Annotated in this window: 16 protein-coding genes; 8 read left to right on the top strand and 8 right to left on the bottom strand. The window is 60.5% G+C overall.

All coding sequences use genetic code 11. The features are described from left to right. Positions 1 to 652: 652 nt before the first annotated feature. The 7 genes from ACU4F7_RS11310 to ACU4F7_RS11280 are packed head-to-tail and all read right to left on the bottom strand — an operon-like array spanning position 653 to position 7,110. Positions 653 to 1,888 (bottom strand): Zn-dependent hydrolase, encoded by a 1,236-nt coding sequence (locus ACU4F7_RS11310; RefSeq protein ID WP_035888389.1) that lies wholly within the window; start codon positions 1,886 to 1,888, stop codon positions 653 to 655. Beyond that, a complete protein-coding gene (locus ACU4F7_RS11305; RefSeq protein ID WP_024561822.1) occupies positions 1,885 to 2,373 on the bottom strand; it encodes an L-2-amino-thiazoline-4-carboxylic acid hydrolase in 489 nt (162 codons plus the stop codon). The genes ACU4F7_RS11310 and ACU4F7_RS11305 overlap by 4 nt, the downstream gene beginning before the upstream one ends. Before the next feature lie 17 nt (positions 2,374 to 2,390). Next, complete coding sequence (locus tag ACU4F7_RS11300; RefSeq protein ID WP_481636919.1) at positions 2,391 to 3,548, bottom strand: branched-chain amino acid ABC transporter substrate-binding protein; 1,158 nt, start codon at positions 3,546 to 3,548, stop codon at positions 2,391 to 2,393. Positions 3,549 to 3,567: 19 nt separating this feature from the next. Then, positions 3,568 to 4,290 carry an ABC transporter ATP-binding protein gene (locus tag ACU4F7_RS11295; protein WP_481636918.1) on the bottom strand — a complete coding sequence of 241 codons (723 nt, stop codon included), beginning with the start codon at positions 4,288 to 4,290 and terminating at the stop codon, positions 3,568 to 3,570. Further along, entirely contained in the window at positions 4,283 to 5,050 is a 768-nt protein-coding gene (locus ACU4F7_RS11290; RefSeq protein WP_481636917.1) for an ABC transporter ATP-binding protein, read from the bottom strand. Before ACU4F7_RS11290 ends, ACU4F7_RS11295 begins: the two co-directional genes overlap by 8 nt. Positions 5,051 to 5,052: 2 nt before the next feature. After that, positions 5,053 to 6,150 carry a branched-chain amino acid ABC transporter permease gene (locus ACU4F7_RS11285; RefSeq protein ID WP_048888844.1) on the bottom strand — a complete coding sequence of 366 codons (1,098 nt, stop codon included), beginning with the start codon at positions 6,148 to 6,150 and terminating at the stop codon, positions 5,053 to 5,055. Between the two features lie 9 nt (positions 6,151 to 6,159). Beyond that, positions 6,160 to 7,110 carry a branched-chain amino acid ABC transporter permease gene (locus ACU4F7_RS11280; protein ID WP_024561869.1) on the bottom strand — a complete coding sequence of 317 codons (951 nt, stop codon included), beginning with the start codon at positions 7,108 to 7,110 and terminating at the stop codon, positions 6,160 to 6,162. 168 nt (positions 7,111 to 7,278) lie between these two features. On the opposite strand from ACU4F7_RS11280, the gene ACU4F7_RS11275 reads away from it, so the two are divergent. Continuing rightward, positions 7,279 to 8,211: a LysR substrate-binding domain-containing protein gene (locus ACU4F7_RS11275; protein ID WP_024561870.1), complete on the top strand. Its 933-nt coding sequence runs from the start codon at positions 7,279 to 7,281 to the stop codon at positions 8,209 to 8,211. 5 nt (positions 8,212 to 8,216) lie between these two features. Here the strand turns inward: ACU4F7_RS11275 and ACU4F7_RS11270 are convergent, their stop codons facing one another. Beyond that, positions 8,217 to 9,125 (bottom strand): AraC family transcriptional regulator, encoded by a 909-nt coding sequence (locus ACU4F7_RS11270; protein ID WP_188723513.1) that lies wholly within the window; start codon positions 9,123 to 9,125, stop codon positions 8,217 to 8,219. 123 nt (positions 9,126 to 9,248) lie between these two features. Here ACU4F7_RS11270 and ACU4F7_RS11265 point away from each other — a divergent pair, with 123 nt between their 5' ends. From ACU4F7_RS11265 to ACU4F7_RS11235, 7 genes are all read left to right on the top strand, one after another. Continuing rightward, positions 9,249 to 9,785 (top strand): carboxymuconolactone decarboxylase family protein, encoded by a 537-nt coding sequence (locus tag ACU4F7_RS11265; protein ID WP_481636916.1) that lies wholly within the window; start codon positions 9,249 to 9,251, stop codon positions 9,783 to 9,785. Between the two features lie 1,021 nt (positions 9,786 to 10,806). Then, the gene (locus ACU4F7_RS11260; RefSeq protein WP_481636915.1) at positions 10,807 to 11,202 is read left to right on the top strand and encodes a (R)-mandelonitrile lyase; all 396 of its coding nucleotides are present in this window, start codon (positions 10,807 to 10,809) and stop codon (positions 11,200 to 11,202) included. Between the two features lie 46 nt (positions 11,203 to 11,248). Beyond that, complete coding sequence (locus ACU4F7_RS11255; RefSeq protein ID WP_481636914.1) at positions 11,249 to 12,307, top strand: NAD(P)-dependent alcohol dehydrogenase; 1,059 nt, start codon at positions 11,249 to 11,251, stop codon at positions 12,305 to 12,307. 154 nt (positions 12,308 to 12,461) lie between these two features. Then, a complete protein-coding gene (locus tag ACU4F7_RS11250; protein ID WP_029593043.1) occupies positions 12,462 to 12,785 on the top strand; it encodes a four-helix bundle copper-binding protein in 324 nt (107 codons plus the stop codon). Between the two features lie 232 nt (positions 12,786 to 13,017). After that, the gene (locus ACU4F7_RS11245) at positions 13,018 to 13,434 is read left to right on the top strand and encodes a hypothetical protein (RefSeq protein WP_029593042.1); all 417 of its coding nucleotides are present in this window, start codon (positions 13,018 to 13,020) and stop codon (positions 13,432 to 13,434) included. Positions 13,435 to 13,558: 124 nt separating this feature from the next. Next, complete coding sequence (locus ACU4F7_RS11240) at positions 13,559 to 13,981, top strand: DUF2231 domain-containing protein (RefSeq protein ID WP_481636913.1); 423 nt, start codon at positions 13,559 to 13,561, stop codon at positions 13,979 to 13,981. A 9-nt stretch (positions 13,982 to 13,990) separates the two neighbouring features. Continuing rightward, a complete protein-coding gene (locus tag ACU4F7_RS11235) occupies positions 13,991 to 15,289 on the top strand; it encodes a PQQ-dependent sugar dehydrogenase (RefSeq protein ID WP_481638724.1) in 1,299 nt (432 codons plus the stop codon). The last annotated feature ends 68 nt before the right edge of the window (positions 15,290 to 15,357 follow it).

The following is a 15,357-nucleotide window of genomic DNA, read 5'->3' as shown; positions in this document are numbered from 1 at the left end:
ATAGCCGTCAAAGCGAAGCATCTCCTGTAGCCAGAATCAGACGCTGAAGCAAGGGGTGAAATCCGGCCTCAAAATCGCCTCAGCTTTTTCACGGTGGCCGGGGCGCACCGGTCGGACCCGGTGCGAGGGCATGTCGGCACAGGGACGTGCCGTCATGCCCGACCCGAAGCCAGCGGGGAAAAGATGAGGTTTCCCGCTCTAGCGGGCGATTTTGCGAGCCGGGAGCCGGGATTGTTAAGGGGGCGGCGGCGAGCCCCCTTAACACGTTCGCGTGAAGGAAGGGTACATATGAAAACAACATCCCGGCGAACGTAACCCTTCACCTCCCGCACATATATCCTGAGGGAGTAAGGCTCAGTGCCTGAGCCGCCTGCGTCCCTCTCCCCAGTGGGGCGAGGGAGAAAACCCGCGGGCTGGCTTTGAGCACCTTAACACGTTCGCGTGAGAGGAAATGACATATGAAAACAACATCCCGGCGAACGTAACATTTCACTGCCCGTGCATATATCCTGAAAGAATAAGGCTCAGCGCCTGCGTCCCTCTCCCCAAAGGGGCCTGGGGGAAAACCCTTGAGCGGCGGCGGTGAGTCCTGAAATGTCCGCGTGAGAAGAGACGCCAACGCGGGTGCAGGGCCGCCACCCGCCTGCCAACATTACTTATCCTGCGCCGCGCTCACTAACGCATTAAGCAGCACATTCGCGCCGTGCTCTGACCACGTCGGCGAAATCGCTTCCTCTTCGTTGTGGCTGATGCCCTTCACGCAGGGAATAAAGATCATGCTGGTTGGCGCTACGCGGTTAACGTAACAGGCGTCATGACCCGCGCCGGAAACCATCCTGGTGTGAGAGTAGCCAAGGGCGTTTACCGCCTGCTCTACGCGGGCGATGCACCCGGCGTCAAAATGCACCGGCGCGTAATCAAAGATGCGCCGCAGCTTCACCTCCAGTAGCCGCTCAGCCAGCTTTTCCACGGCGGCTTCGAGCGCCGCTTCCATCTTGACCAATGCCTCCTGCTGCGGATGGCGGAACTCCACGCTGCAAAAAACAGCGCCGGGAACGACATTGCGCGAGTTTGGCGTGACCTGCGCCATGCCGATTGTGGCGCGGCCGTCCGGCGCGAAATCGAAGCCGATTTGCTCCACCGCCAGCGCCAGCTCAGCAAAACCGCACAGCGCGTCGCGGCGGTGCGTCATCGGCGTGGTGCCGGCATGGGCGGCGAAACCCTGAATGTCGACCTCATACCAGCGTTGCCCGGCGGCGGCATGCACCACGCCGATGTCGATGGCTTCGGCTTCCAGCAGCGGGCCTTGCTCGATATGCGCTTCAAAGCAGGCGTGCACCGCAAAGGCTTCAGCAGGCTTTTCGCCGCGGTAGCCAATGGACTGCAACGCCGAACCCAGCGTTACGCCGTCTTTATCTTCGCGGGAAAGGGCGAACGCCTCGCTAAAGACGCCTGTCCAGACCCCGGAGGCGAGCATCGCCGGGGCGAAACGCGCCCCTTCTTCGTTAGTCCAGTTCACCAGCAGCAGGTCGCGCTCGGTCTCGATATCAAGATCGTTCAGCGTGCGCAGCGCTTCCAGACCCGCCAGCACGCCGTAGATGCCATCATAGCGACCACCGAGCGGTTGGGAGTCGCCATGAGAGCCGGTCATGACTGGCGCGAGCGCGCCGTTGCGCCCCGGGCGGCGAATAAACATATTGCCCAGACGGTCCACTTCGCAGTGAAAGCCCGCCTCCTGCGCCCAGCCGCGCAGCCTGTCGCGGGCCAGTCGGTCCTCTTCGCTAAGCGTCAGGCGCGTGACGCCGCCGCGAGGCGTGGCGCCAAACTGCGCCATCTCTTCCAGCGTCCGCCACAGCCGTTCGCCGTTAACCTGCAACGGTTGGCTCATGGTTTATCCTGTTTTTTTACGTGGTAGCGAAAATCGCAACGCGGCGCGCCGGACATAATGGTGGTGGTGCGCTCCAGCTCCACCTCCGGCGCGTAGCCGACGATAAATTTGTCGTCGCGGGCGCAGGAGAGCAGGTGACCAATCTCGCCAAGGCCCATCTCGTGGTACATCTCGGCGTAGCGGCAACGGGTTACGTCGTAGTTATACTGCTGCTCGTCGCTGTCGATGACCTTTACATCCAGCGCGTTGTCTTTTTCCCACAGGTATTGCAGGGCGACGAAGCTTTGCAGGTTCGCCCCCTGCGGCTCCTGCGCGGCGAAGTCGCGTCCGGCCTGAATGGCGGCCTGTTCGATAGCTTCGCCGATGATAGCCTGGGCGCGCGCTTTGCCTATCTCGCGCACCATTACGTCGTAAATGGGTTTAATGATTTCCGCTTCGATGCGGCGGCGGGCCAGAATGCCCATATTGTTATTGTCACAGCTCATCACATTGCCTCACTCGGTTACTGCTTAGCGCCGCCCAGCACGGTCTGCGGCTGCCACTTGCCGTCCACCACTTTGTAGACGGTAAAGCTTGGGTTCTTCAGGTTGCCTTCTTTGTCGAAAGCGATATTGCCGGTGACGCCGGAGTAGCTAATGGCGCGCAGTGCGGGCAGGTAGTCGCTGGCGTCGACGGAATCGGCTTTTTGCATCGCGGCGACCAGCACGCGGGTCGCGTCATAGGCGAACGGCGCATGCAGTTCAATGCCATGTCCCCAGCGCGCCTGGTAGGCCTGCTCGAAAGCCTTACCGCCCGGCATCTGCTCGACTGGCAGGCCTGGCTCCAGCGCCACCACGCCTTCGCCTTCTTTCTGCGCAAGCTTGAGGAAGGTCTGGCTGACAAAGCCGCCTGCGCCCATCAGCGTGGCGTTAATGCCAAGCTGCTTAATACGGCGGGCGAGTGGCGCCGCCTGGCTGTCCACGCCGCCAAAGAAGATAAGATCCGGATTTTTACTGCGAATGGCGGTCAGTACCGCGCTGAAATCCACCGTTTTCTCATCGACGTACTGGCGATCGATGACTTTTACGCCCTGGCTTTCCAGCGACGCGATAAATTCGTCCGCCAGCCCCTGGCCGAAGGCGGTGCGGTCATCGATAACCGCGATGCGTTTGGCTTTAAGCTGCTGCACCGCATACTGGCCCGAGTAGTTGCCGCCATCGTCATCGTGGCCCATCACACGGAAGCTGGTGTCGAAGCCCTGCTTCGTATAGGCGTGGCCGGTGGCGACGGGGGCGACCTGCGCAATGCCTGCATCGTGATAAATGCGCGCCGCCGGAATGCTGGTACCGGTGTTCCAGTGGCCCACCACGCCCGCCACGCCGTTATCCACCAGGCGCTGCGCCACGGCGACCGCGGTGCGCGGGTCAGACTGATCGTCTTCCGATTCCAGTTTGAAGGTCACCGCTTTGCCGCCGATAGTCAGATGCTGCTTGTTCACATCATCAATAGCCAGCTGCGCGCCGTTTTCCAGATCTTTACCGATACGGGCGGACGGGCCGGTCAGCGGGCCGGCCAGTCCTATTACCACGGTTTCGCTTTCCGCCGCGAGGCTCTGCGCACCAGCCATCAGGCCAGTGAGCAGAAGGGCGGCATGCAATGCGTTCTTTTTCATTATTTTCATCGTGTTTCCCTGGTGTTGGTTATACGGGCGCTTCGCCCAAATAGATGTGTTGTATGGCGTCGTCGGTCAGGAGTTCTGCCGACGGGCCGCTGTGAACCAGATTGCCGCTGTCCATGACCCACGCGTGGTCGGTCACTTCCAGCGCCAGTCTGGCGTTTTGTTCTATCAGCAGCAGTGTTACCTGCGCTTCGCGAAGCTCCGCGATAACGCTGAAAACCTGCTCGACCATTACCGGCGCAAGGCCCATGGAAGGCTCGTCAAGAATGAGCAGGCGCGGCTTGCTGAGCAGCGCGCGGTTAAGCGCTAAAAGCTGCTGCTCGCCGCCGGAAAGCAGGCCCGCCAGCTGATGCTGGCGCTCGGCAAGACGTGGGAAACGCTGAAAAATGGCGTCGATTTCAGCGCGCACGGTGACACTGTCACGACGAAGCCAGGCGCCCATTTGCAGGTTTTCCAGCACCGTCAGGCGATGAAAAATGCCGCGACCTTCCGGCACCATAACGATGCCGTCGCGCAGCAGCGCTTCGGGGCTGCGCTTTTTGATTGAACGGCCCTGGTAGCGGATATCGCCGCCAAAAGGTTGCAGGCCGGTGATGGCCCGCACGGTGGAGCTTTTGCCCGCGCCGTTGGCGCCAATCAGCGTCGCCTGTTCGCCAGGCGCCAGCGAGAAATCAATCTGGCGTACCGCCTGGATGCCGCCGTAGTGCACATCCAGTTTTTCAACGCAGAGTAAGGGTTCAGACATGGGCAGCGCCTCCCAGATAAGCCCGGATAACTTCGGGGTGGCGGCGCACCGTTTGCGGGTCGCCCTCAGCCAGCACGCGGCCATAGTCGAGCACCGTCAGGCGATCGCAGGCGTTCATGATGAGCTTGACGTCATGTTCGATAATCAGAATGGTTTTGCCGTCGTCGCGAATGCGCTCCAGCAGCCCCTGCAGCGCCACTTTTTCCGCCGCGTTCATGCCGGCCGCGGGCTCATCCAGCGCCAGCAGTTTCGGGTCGGTGGCCAGCGCGCGGGCGATTTCCAGCCGCCGCTGGTGGCCATAGGCCAGGTCGACGGCGCGGTAGTGGGCGAATTTAGCGATGCCGACATACTCAAGCCAGCGCCAGGCCTGGTCGCGGGTTTCCGCCTCTTCACGCCGGGCGCGGGCGTGGCGGGTAATGGCGGCCCAGACGCCGTTGCGGGTGCGCACGTGGCGGCCTACCATCACGTTTTCCAGCACGCTCATCTCGTTAAACAGACGCAGGTTCTGAAAGGTACGGGCGATGCCCGCCCGGGTGACGTTCTCTATCGCCTGCGGCGAATAGGGCAGCCCGTCGAGGCGGAACTCGCCGCTGTCGGCGCGGTAAAGCCCGGTAATCAGGTTAAAACAGGTGGTTTTACCTGCGCCATTCGGGCCAATCAGGCCGTAGATCTCCCCGGCGTTAACGGTAAGCGACACATCGTTTACCGCCAGCAGGCCGCCGAAGCGCTTGCTGAGGTGTTGCACGCTAAGCAGAGACATCACTATTTCTCCTTACGGGCAGGCCACAGGCCGCCGGGGCGATAGAGCATTACCAGCACCAGCGCGAGGCCGTAGAAAAGCTGGCGCAGCACTTCCGGGTCCACTACCACTGAACCAAACAGCGCCTGTTGAATCGGCGCAGCCTGGCTGCGTAAAAATTCGGGCAGGGCGCAGAGCAGCACCGCGCCCAGTATTACCCCCGGGATATGCCCCATGCCGCCCAGCACTACCATCGCCAGCACGACGACAGACTCCTGAAGAGTGAAGGATTCCGGCGAAACGAATCCCTGGAAAGAGGCGAACAGCGCGCCCGCCACCCCGCCAAAAGAGGCGCCGAGGGCGAAGGCCAGCAGCTTAAAGTTACGTACGTTAATGCCCATGGCCCGCGCCACGTCTTCATCTTCGCGAATGGCGTGCCAGGCGCGGCCGACGCGGGAGTCCTGCAGCCGCACGCAGAGAAAAATAATGGCGATAATGATGGCGGCGAACAGGTAGTACCAGAGATAAAGGGAGGAGAACTTCACGCCAAACCAGGTGTGCATGCCGCTGAACTTCAGGCCGAACAGCGAGAGTGTATCAACGCCGGAAATGCCTTTCGCGCCGTTGGTGATGTTCACCGGGCGGTCGAGGTTGCGCATCAGCACGCGAATGATTTCGCCAAAGCCGAGGGTGACGATAGCCAGATAGTCGCCGCGCAGCCGAAGCGTCGGCGCGCCGAGCAGAATGCCGCAAAGGGCCGCCGTCAGCGCGGCGAGGGGCAGCAGCAGGGGGATGGAAGCATGCAGCCCATCCGGGAAATAGCTAAGCAGCGCCGGAAACGCCTCCGTCAGGTGCGGCGAGGCGAGCAGCGCCGTCAGGTAGGCGCCCACCGCGTAAAAAGCGATAAAGCCCATATCCAGCAGGCCGGTAAAGCCCACCACAATGTTCAGCCCCAGCGCCAGCATGATATAGAGCAGCGCGAAGTCGAACACGCGCACCCAGTAGTTGCCGCCTACGGCGCCCGCAAGCCAGGGCGCTATCAGTAGACCGGCGATAAACAACGCCATGCCGGGCCAGACGCGCTTCACCGGCAAAGACGTTTGCAACGTTGTGTCAGTCATGATTGCTCCTTATGCCCGCTGCGCCACGCGTTCGCCCAGCAGACCCGCCGGACGGAACACCAGCACCAGAATCAGCACCATAAACGCGAAGACATCCTGATAGTTGCTGCCGAAAACGCCGCCAGTCAGCTCGCTCAGGTAACCTGCGCCGAGAGATTCGATAAGGCCGAGCAAAATGCCGCCGACCATCGCGCCGCGCAGGTTGCCGATGCCGCCCAGCACCGCGGCGGTAAACGCTTTGATGCCCGGCAAAAAGCCCATGGCGAACCCGGCGCTGCCGTAGTTGCTCGCCATCATCACCCCGGCAAGCGCGGCGAAAGCGCCGCCGATGGCGAAGGTGAGGGTGATTATCTGGTTCGGGTTAACGCCCATAAGGCGCGCCACCTGCGGGTTTTCCGCCACCGCGCGCATGCCGCGCCCGAGCCGGCTGTATTCCACCAGCAACCACAGGCCGCCCATCACCGCCAGCGCCAGCGCGACGGTGACAATGCCCGTGACGGTAATAATGGCTGGTGGGTGTTCCGCGCTGCCCGCCGTGACCGCGATAGGATCCATCGGCAGGATTTGAGGGAACATCAACGGGTTGCGCGACCAGATGAGCATGGCGACGGTTTGCAGCAGCACCGAGACGCCAATGCCGCTAATCAGCGGCGCAAGCCTTGGCGCATTACGCAACCGGCGATAGGCGAAACGCTCCACCGCCATCGCCAGCAAGGCGCAAACCGACATCGCCGCCAGCAGGGCCGCCAGCAGCTGTGCGAGAAGGGGAAGCCCGGGGAAATGGGCGCCGAGCGCGTTCAGCGCAGATAGGGTGGTCAGCGCGCCGACCATCAAAATATCGCCGTGCGCGAAGTTAATGATGCGCAGAATGCCATACACCATGGTGTAGCCGAGCGCGATCAGCGCGTAGATGCTGCCAAGCATTACGCCATTTATCAGTTGTTGCAGGAGTGTATCCACGGTGCTTTTCCAGCAGGTTACATTTCGGCACTACCATCCAACAGGCTGATATCTTTGTAAAATACTCAATATTTATTTCTTATTATCAATCCGCTGTTGACTAACTTATTGAATTGATGTGATTTTAAAAATCATAACGTTCTAATTTTACGGCAAACAGATCAACATATGAGAAAAACAGAACAATCAGAGGCGCTGGCGGCGGGTGAAAGCAGCCTGCCGAACGATCCGCCGCTGCGGGCCGTCCGCGCTTTTGAAGCCATCGCCCGACACGGCAGCGTGACGGCGGCGGCGCAGGAGCTGGCGATTTCGCCCTCCGCCGTCAGCCATCAGTTGCGGGTGCTGGAAAGCTACCTGCAGGTGCCCCTGACCAGCCGACAGGGGCGCAGGCTGGTATTGAGTCCCGAAGGGCGCGACTACTACCGCTCTATTCGCTCGGCATTCTCCGTTTTACGGCGCGCAACCGAGCATTTGCTGGATCAGTCTCACTCCCGGCAGGTGACCATCAGCCTGATCCCGCTCTTTGGCATGGGCTGGTTTATTCCGCGGCTGCCGCGCTTTATGCGCGCCAATTCGCAAACGGAAATCAACGTGCTTTACGCGAACCACCGTAATTACCTGAGCGACGCTTCGGACATGTCGATTCGCTTTGGCAAGGGGCAGTGGACGGGTTATCAGACGGAGAAACTCATTTCCGGGCGTATGGCGCCGGTTTGCAGCCGTGCGTTTCTGCGCCTGCACGGGCACATCGACACCCCGCAGCAGCTGGCGCAGATGCCGTTGCTGCATGACGAGGAGCGCAGCACCTGGACGCAGTGGTTTGAACAGCAGGGCGTGCGCAAGCCGCTGCGTCACGGCGGGCCGATGTTTGAGGATGGGCTGCTGACGCTTGCCGCCGTGCAGGCGGGCATGGGCTGCGCGCTGATGCGCGAGCCGCTGATAGCGCCTTATCTGCAAAGCGGCGAACTGGTAAAAATCTTCAATGAAACGGTGGATGACGGCCGCGATTATTATCTCTGCGTGCGCTCGGACAGCGAAATGTCAGAAGCAGGCCGCCTGCTGCAACGCTGGCTGCGGGAAGAGGCGGCGCAAGAGGGGTAAATGCGTTACGCCGCCTCTTCCCGCAGGCGGAACTGGCCGGGCGTAACGGCGTAGCAGCTTTTAAACGCCCGCGTAAAGGCCGCCTGGGTCTGGTAGCCGCAGGCTTCCGCCACGCGGCCTACCGCCATGTCGCCGTTTGCGAGCAGACGGGCCGCCAGCGCCATGCGCACCTGCGTCAGCCAGACTTGCGGCGTGACAGCGTAACGGCTGGCGAAGTGGCGGGCAAAGGTGGCGCGGGAGAGAAAACAGCGCTCCGCCAGCCCTTCCAGCGTCCATGGCGCGGCGGGCTCGCTGAACACGGCCGCTACCGCCGGGGCGAGGCGTTTGTCCGCCAGCAGCGCCAGCATGCCGGGCGCGTTCTCGTGAAGCAGGGCGCGCAGCAGCAGCGTCAAAAAGGTGGCGGTGAGCTCGCGCACAATGGCGGCGGCGCCCGGCTTGCCGCTGAGACTCTCTTCACCCAGCATCGCCAGCAGGGCGCGCAGCGAACCGCAGTCGTCGCGCGCTGCGGTTTCCACCCGCACTACGCCGTCTGCGCCATCAAAAAGCAGCGCGCCGTTTACCCCAAAATGAAATTCGCCGCAGAGCAGTTCTAGCTCGCCGCCTTCGCCTTCGGTCATCACTTCGGTAAGCGTGCCGTTGTGCCGCCGGGTTTTTGTCGCAAGCGCGCCTTGCCGCGCCAGGCTGCTGAGTAAATGCGGCGAACCGTGGGGCAGCAGTAAGACATCGCCTGCTTTAACCCTGATGGTTTGACCCTTCGTCTCCAGTAGCGCTTCACCTGCAAGGATAGCGTGCCAGGGCATAACCCCTGCGGGCGTTTGCGGGTGGTCGGCTTCCCAGTGCCCGGCGAAGCGGCAGTGCTGGTCCACGGCGCCGTGTGGCGCAAGCAAGGCAATAAGCTGACTGAGCGTATCCATAATCCTTCCTGAGACGATAAGACAAAAAGCTAAGACGATGGGCGGCAGAAGCACGCGGGCGGCAGGGGTACTCTACAGCCATCGCCAACAGGGCGGAAACCAACAACTTAACAGGAGCATATCATGAGCCGTTTACAATCCATCAACCCGGAACAGGCCACTGGCAAAACCGCGCAGCTTTTCGGCGCCATTAAATCCGCCATGGGCAAAGTGCCGAATGCCTATGTGACTATCGGCGCTAACTCGCCGGAAGTGCTTTCCCAGGCGCTGCAACACAACGCCGCGCTGCGCAAAGGGGCGCTGAGCGCGAAAGAGCTGGAGGCGATTAACCTTTCGGTAAGCGAAGCTACCGGCTGTGATTATTGCCTGGCGGCGCATACCCTGATGGCGAAAAAAGCGGGCTTTATGCCTGAACAGATTAAAGCGCTGCGGGCGGCTGACTACTCTGAAGACAGTCACTTCGACGCGCTGACCCGTTTCGCCCGCACCGTCGTCACCACCCGCGGCACGCTGCCCGCCGCAGACGTGGACGCCCTGCGCGCCGAAGGGTTTACCGATCAACAGGTGGTGGAAATTATCAGCGCCATCAGCGCGATTTTGTTCACCAACATGATAAACCGCGTGAACGACACGGTGGTGGATTTCCCGAAAGCGGATTGAGTTGCCTGCGGGGTGCAGGTGCTGGCTTTATTGTTCTGGGATATATACGGGCAGTGAACTGTTCCGTTCGCCGGAGCGTGAATTTTATTTGTACCCTTCTTTCACGCGAACGTGTTAAGGGGGCTCGCCGCCGCCCCCTTAACAATCCCGGCTCCCGGCTCGCAAAATCGCCCGCTGAAGCGGGAAACCTCATCTTTTCCCCGCTGGCTTCGGGTCGGGCATGACGGCACGTCCATGTGCCGACATGCCCTCGCACCGGGTCCAACCGGTGCGCCCCGGCCACCGTGAAAAAGCTGAGGCGATTTTGAGGCCGGACTTGCCTCCGCTTCAGCGTTTGATTCTGTTGCAGGAATTGTTTCGCTTTAACGGCTATGCGGGGAGTTTGCAGGGCCAGTCAGCAAAGCGCCACTTGCCCTGCAATGTGATACGGCCATGCCGTCATTTCCCCATACCCCGGCCCTCGCCCCCGAGGGAGGAAACCCCGCGAGTGGCGCCGCATTTGTTCACCAATGAACCACCAAAACGCATCCTGCCTTATAGCGACAACACTATGACTTTTTTCATCAGCCTGTCAGCGGCGGTGTTTATCCGGCCTCAAAATCGCCTTCCGGGCGGGCAGATGGCCGGGGCACGCCGGTCGGACCCGGCGTGAGGTCATGTCGGTGCAGGGATGCACCGTCAGGACCGACCCGAAGCCAGATGACAGACCGGAAGGTTTGCCCCGAAGGGGTCGATTTTGCGTGCCGGGAGCCGGGGTTGCCAGGGGGCTGGCGGCGAAGCCCCCTGGCACGTTCGCGTGAAGGAAGGGTACATATGAAAACAACATTCTGGCGAACGTAACCTTTCACCGTCCGAACATATATCCCGGCACAGAAAACTCAACACCTGAGCCGCCTGCGCCCCTCAATCCCCTCCCATTTATAAAACCAGCTCATAAGACTATGCGAATTTATCGGTCTAATTCTGCAGGCCCGGCTTTGTTAGGGTAGAAGAGTGTTTAAGCGCTTATAAGGAGCAGAAAATGAAAATTACCCACAGCGGTTCACAACCCTCCGCGCGAGGCCCGGAAGAATGGTTTACCGGCCAGGTGCGCATCGACTCGCCATTCCAGGCGCCAGAGCCTGCCCGGGTAGGCGGCGCGACGGTTACCTTTGAGCCTGGCGCGCGCACGGCGTGGCATACCCATCCGCTCGGACAGACGCTTATCATCACCCAGGGGCGCGGCTGGCTGCAGAAGTGGGGCGAGGAGATTGTTGAGATGAACCAGGGCGACATCGTCTGGATCCCGCCGGACGTGAAGCACTGGCACGGCGCGACGCCCGAAACCGCCATGACCCATATCGCTATCGCAGAAAAAGTAAACGGCAGCCCCGTAGAATGGATGGAAAAGGTCAGCGCCGAGCAGTATAAGAAATGAGCAGTATAAAAATTAATCATCGTCTCGTTTCCTGGAGAAGAAGGCCATGACTAAGAAAGTGCTCAGCTACGCTGTCCGGACTGCAAAAAGTCCGCTCGTACCGGTTGAAATCACCCGTCGCGATCCGCGCCCTGATGATGTGGCGCTGGAAATTCTCTACTGCGGCGTTTGCCATTCGGATTTGCATCAGGCACGCAACGACTGGGGATTCAGCCACTATCCCCTCGTGCCCGGACATGAAATTATCGGCCGTGTCAGAGCGGTGGGTAGCGACGTGTCTAAGTTCAAAGTAGGTGAGTACGCTGCTATTGGCTGCATGGTCGACTCCTGCCGCGATTGCGAGCCCTGCCAGAGGGGGCTTGAGCAATACTGCGTAAAGGGTTGTACCCAGACCTATAACGGTTTCGACAGGCATGACCACCAGCCGACGTATGGCGGTTACTCTCAGTGCATCGTCGCCTCCGAAGCGTTTGTGCTGAAGATCCCTCCCGGGATGAACCTGAAGTCGGCCGCGCCGCTATTATGCGCGGGCATTACCACCTGGTCGCCGCTGCGGCACTGGAACGTGGGCGAGGGCAGTAAAGTCGCGGTGATAGGGCTTGGCGGCCTGGGACATATGGCAATAAAGCTCGCACGCGCGCTGGGAGCGGAAGTGACGCTGTTTACCCGTTCGCCCGGGAAAGCAGATGACGCCCGCCGCCTCGGCGCGCAAAACGTGGTGCTCTCCACTGACCCGGGGCAGATGGAGTCGGTGTGGGGGGCGTTTGAGCTCATCATCGACACCGTGCCTTATGAGCATGACGTCAATCCCTATATCATGACCCTGCAAATAGACGGCACGCTGGTCTTTGTCGGTCAGTTAGGCAACATCAACCCCACCGCCAATACGGTGGCGATGATCACAGGGCGACGGGCGCTGGCGGGCTCCGCCATCGGCGGCATTGCGGAAACCCAGGAGCTGCTCGACTTCTGCGGCGAACACGGCATTACGGCGGAGGTGGAGATGATCCGCATCCAGGACATTAACGAAGCGTGGGTCCGTATGGAGAACAGCGATGTGAAATATCGCTTCGTCATCGATATGGATACGCTGAAAATCCCCTGATTTACTCGTTTCCTTCAGGCCCCGCGCCGCGCGGGGCTTCCTGTAATCGCCTTGTCCCCGTTATATCCCTTCGCTATAAACGTCGGCTGCGCTGGCATATCTTCCTCCTGGCGTCCAGGCTTAAGGGCGTGTTCAATCACAACAGGAGAAATGTATGTCCTTACAATATGCTGAATGTATCGAAGCCTGTTACGACTGCGCCGCGGCCTGCGACTATTGCGCCGCATCCTGCCTGAAAGAAGAAGACCCGGGCATGATGCGCGACTGCATCCGTCTGGATATGCAGTGCGCTAACCTCTGCCGCCTGGCGGCGCAGTTTATGGCGATGGGAAGCACCTGGGCGAAATCGGTTTGCCAGCTGTGTGCCGAGATTTGTGAAGAGTGCGGCAAAACCTGCCGTCAGCACCCGATGGAACACTGCCAGAAGTGCGCCGACGCCTGCCTGCGTTGCGCCGAAACCTGTCGTGCCATGGCCTGATGGACCTGCGCCCCCCTGCGGGCGCGTTTTCATTGCCTCCGCCTGCGCCTCACGCCTTGCGAAAAGCGGCCGTGGTTTTAGTTTTTATCTGTTAAATCAGCCAAATGTCTTAAAGCGCGCGCCTTGCGTTCGGTGCTTTACTTCCTCTTGCCCCTGAAAAACACAGTCGACGTGATTAACCCTCACCGTATGCGGCTGGCTGCGATTACAATGAATAAAAAAGGAAGCGAAGATGAGCCGAAGCCGAGCTGATGTCATTATTGATCGCATACATAACGCGCTGAGCGGCGACCCGCTCTATGCCACCAATTTGCTTTACCAGAGCCTGGAGTCCGCCTCTTTCGGCATGGTGAAGGTGGTGGTGTTTTTCTTTCAGGTGGCGGACAACGATCTGAGCGCCGATATGTCCGCCCGTGAAGTGCTGGCGCGACTGCATGACGAGGGGATTTTTGTGGCGTTTCACAAGACCCGCCGCCGCGAGGGCGAGCGGCTGCTCACCGTCAGCAAAGCGCTGAACACGGAAAACCTCAACTACACCTACGGCAACTTACAGGGGTTTACCCGCCTGTGGCTTATCAAAACCACCGAGGCGGAGAGAACGCTGCGCGACATGAAAGCACAGCAGAAAAACGTGGTATTCAGACACTAATCGTTATTAAACCGCGATCGGTTCGGCAATCTTTTACTACGCTATTTCAGGCACCTTTGCGGTTGCGTGGCCCGGGAGGAAGCAGGCGGCGCAACGGCTCTCCTTCATTCCACTGGAGCCTGATATGGAAAGAGACGCACCGCCACGTCGTTCAGTGCTTGCGCTGACGCTCTATGAGCTGCTCAACCCGCTGCCGCTGGGTTTTTTCGCCGCCGCCTGGCTATTCGACATCCTCTATATGAAAACCTTTCAGGTGTTCTGGACCCAGGGCGCCAGCTGGTTAATTCTGTTTGGCCTGCTTATCGCCATTCTTCCCCGGCTGATTAACCTGGTGCAAACCTGGTGGGGCCGCAACGGCGCTTATGTGCGCGCTTACCGCCTCGACTTCTGGCTAAATCTGCTCGCCATCCTGCTCGCTATTCTCAACGCCTTTATTCATAGCCGCGACGCGTATGCCGTGGTGCCGTTGGGCGTTATTCTCTCCACGCTGGTGGTGCTGCTAATCAGCATCGCTAATGTTCAACTGGCGCTGCGCACCCGCGCATAAGGAGCAATGATGAGAGCGTTAGCGATTGCAGTGCTGTCCGCGCTGCTTGTGGCGGGCTGTAATGATGATTCCGCCGTCGACCCGGCAAAGCAAATCGGCCCGAACCCGGCGCTGCCCGAGGCGAAGAACTTTCTGATGCCGCCGATGCAGGTGCCTGAAGGGGTGCCGTGGAAGGCGGGCGAGATGCCGAAAGTTGCCGAAGGGTTGAAGATTGAAAAAATCGCCGAGGGGCTGAAGCATCCGCGTCAGGTTTATGTGCTGCCGAATAACGATGTGCTGGTGGTGGAGGCCAACGCGCCGAAAGGCAAACCGGTGGGATTCCCGAAATCGCTTATCATGGGCATTGTGCAGAAGTCCTCCGGCAAAGGGGGCGAGGGCGGCGACAGCATCACGCTGCTGCGCCCGACGGCGGGCGGCTGGGAAAAACATCGCTTTCTTGAAAACCTGCATTCGCCTTTTGGCGTGCAGCTTATTGGCAACACGCTGTATGTGGCGAACGCCGACGGGCTGATGACGTTCCCTTATCAGACTGGCCAGACGCGTATTACCGCGCCCGGCGCGCTGCTGACGGAACTGCCCGGCGGGCCGATAAACCATCACTGGACGAAATCGCTGCTGGCGAGCCCGGACGGCAGCAAGCTTTACGTGGGCGTTGGGTCGAACAGCAATATCACCGAAAACGGCATCGGCGCGGAGTACCGGCGCGCCGCGGTACTGGAAGTGGACGCCGCGACCGGCGCAAGCCGGATTTACGCCAGCGGCCTGCGTAACCCAACCGGCCTGCAGTGGGAACCGCAAAGCGGCAAGCTGTGGGCGATTGTCAACGAGCGTGATGAAATTGGCTCGGACCTGGTGCCCGATTACCTCACCTCCGTGCAGGAGCATGGCTTCTACGGCTGGCCGTGGAGCTATTTCGGCCAGCATGTCGACGAGCGCGTACAGCCGCCGCGTCCCGATATGGTGGCAAAAGCGATCAAGCCCGATTACGCCATCGGCTCTCACGTGGCGCCGCTGGGGCTCGCTTTTTCCGGCGCGAACGGCCTGCCGGGATATGAAAACGGCGCTTTCATCAGCGAGCATGGCAGCTGGAACCGCAAGCCGCTCAACGGGTATCGGGTCATCTGGGTCGCGTTTCGCGACGGCATGCCGGTGGGGACGCCAAAGACGGTGGTCTCTGGTTTTCTTACCGATGACGAAAAAGAGGTGCGCGGTCTGCCGGTGGGGCTGGCGATGGACAGCCGCGGCGGATTGCTGATTGCGGATGACGCCGGAAATATCGTCTGGCGCGTGAGCGCGGCGGGCGGCTAAACCCGGTTTCGCCGCTAACGTCTGCCATAGAATAAACTGACCGGGTGCGGGGGAGGGGAGGGGGCGCG

The sequence above is a fragment of the Franconibacter pulveris genome, from assembly GCF_056780215.1.
The sequence above is the reverse complement of the archived record's forward strand: the minus strand, read 5'-3'. Positions and strand labels throughout refer to the sequence as shown.